1 protein-coding gene is annotated in these 489 nt (G+C 45.4%); it reads left to right on the top strand.

Translation table 11 applies throughout. The annotated features are described in order from the left end of the window. Positions 1 to 30: 30 nt before the first annotated feature. Positions 31 to 489, top strand: a 459-nt coding sequence (locus KP705_RS17150; RefSeq protein ID WP_215765142.1) for a hypothetical protein, incomplete at its 3' end; no start/stop codon positions are given.

The following is a 489-nucleotide window of genomic DNA, read 5'->3' as shown; positions in this document are numbered from 1 at the left end:
ACTCATAATGAGGATCATGAAACCCTTAACATGCATATGAATATCCTCTTTGATCTGCCGTATTTGAAGGGGAACGGCTGGCAGGATTTTCTTGCTGATGTTCGTGAGAGGATGTCGTGCATTGTTAAGGATGCGGGAACTCTTGAGTCTGTTGATGAGGTCACAAAATATGTGACTAAGCCGAACGATATTGAGACGATGGAGGATGGCCATCTTGAGTGGTTCTATAATGAGACACTCAATACGCGACTGATACAGAGGTACGGATCGTTTAAGGAGTTCAAGGGGTCTCTTAATGATGAGAGGCTTCGCATCGTTCGAGATCAGTCTGATGGATCTCTGAAGATGATGAAGAAGCGTGTCATCAATGATGCTGAGCTTTTCACGAAGCGTGATGAAGGCGAAGCCACGATAGGTGTCCCTAAATCATTGGATATGTTCGGGCCCGATATTGCTATGGCTCTCTGTGTTGAGCCTTCTCTTGATGGT

Origin of the sequence: Gluconobacter sp. P1D12_c (genome assembly GCF_018812105.1) — a bacterium.
GTDB lineage: Bacteria > Pseudomonadota > Alphaproteobacteria > Acetobacterales > Acetobacteraceae > Gluconobacter > Gluconobacter oxydans_A.
Note: the sequence above shows the minus strand (reverse complement) of the source record. Positions and strands in the feature narration are given on the sequence as shown.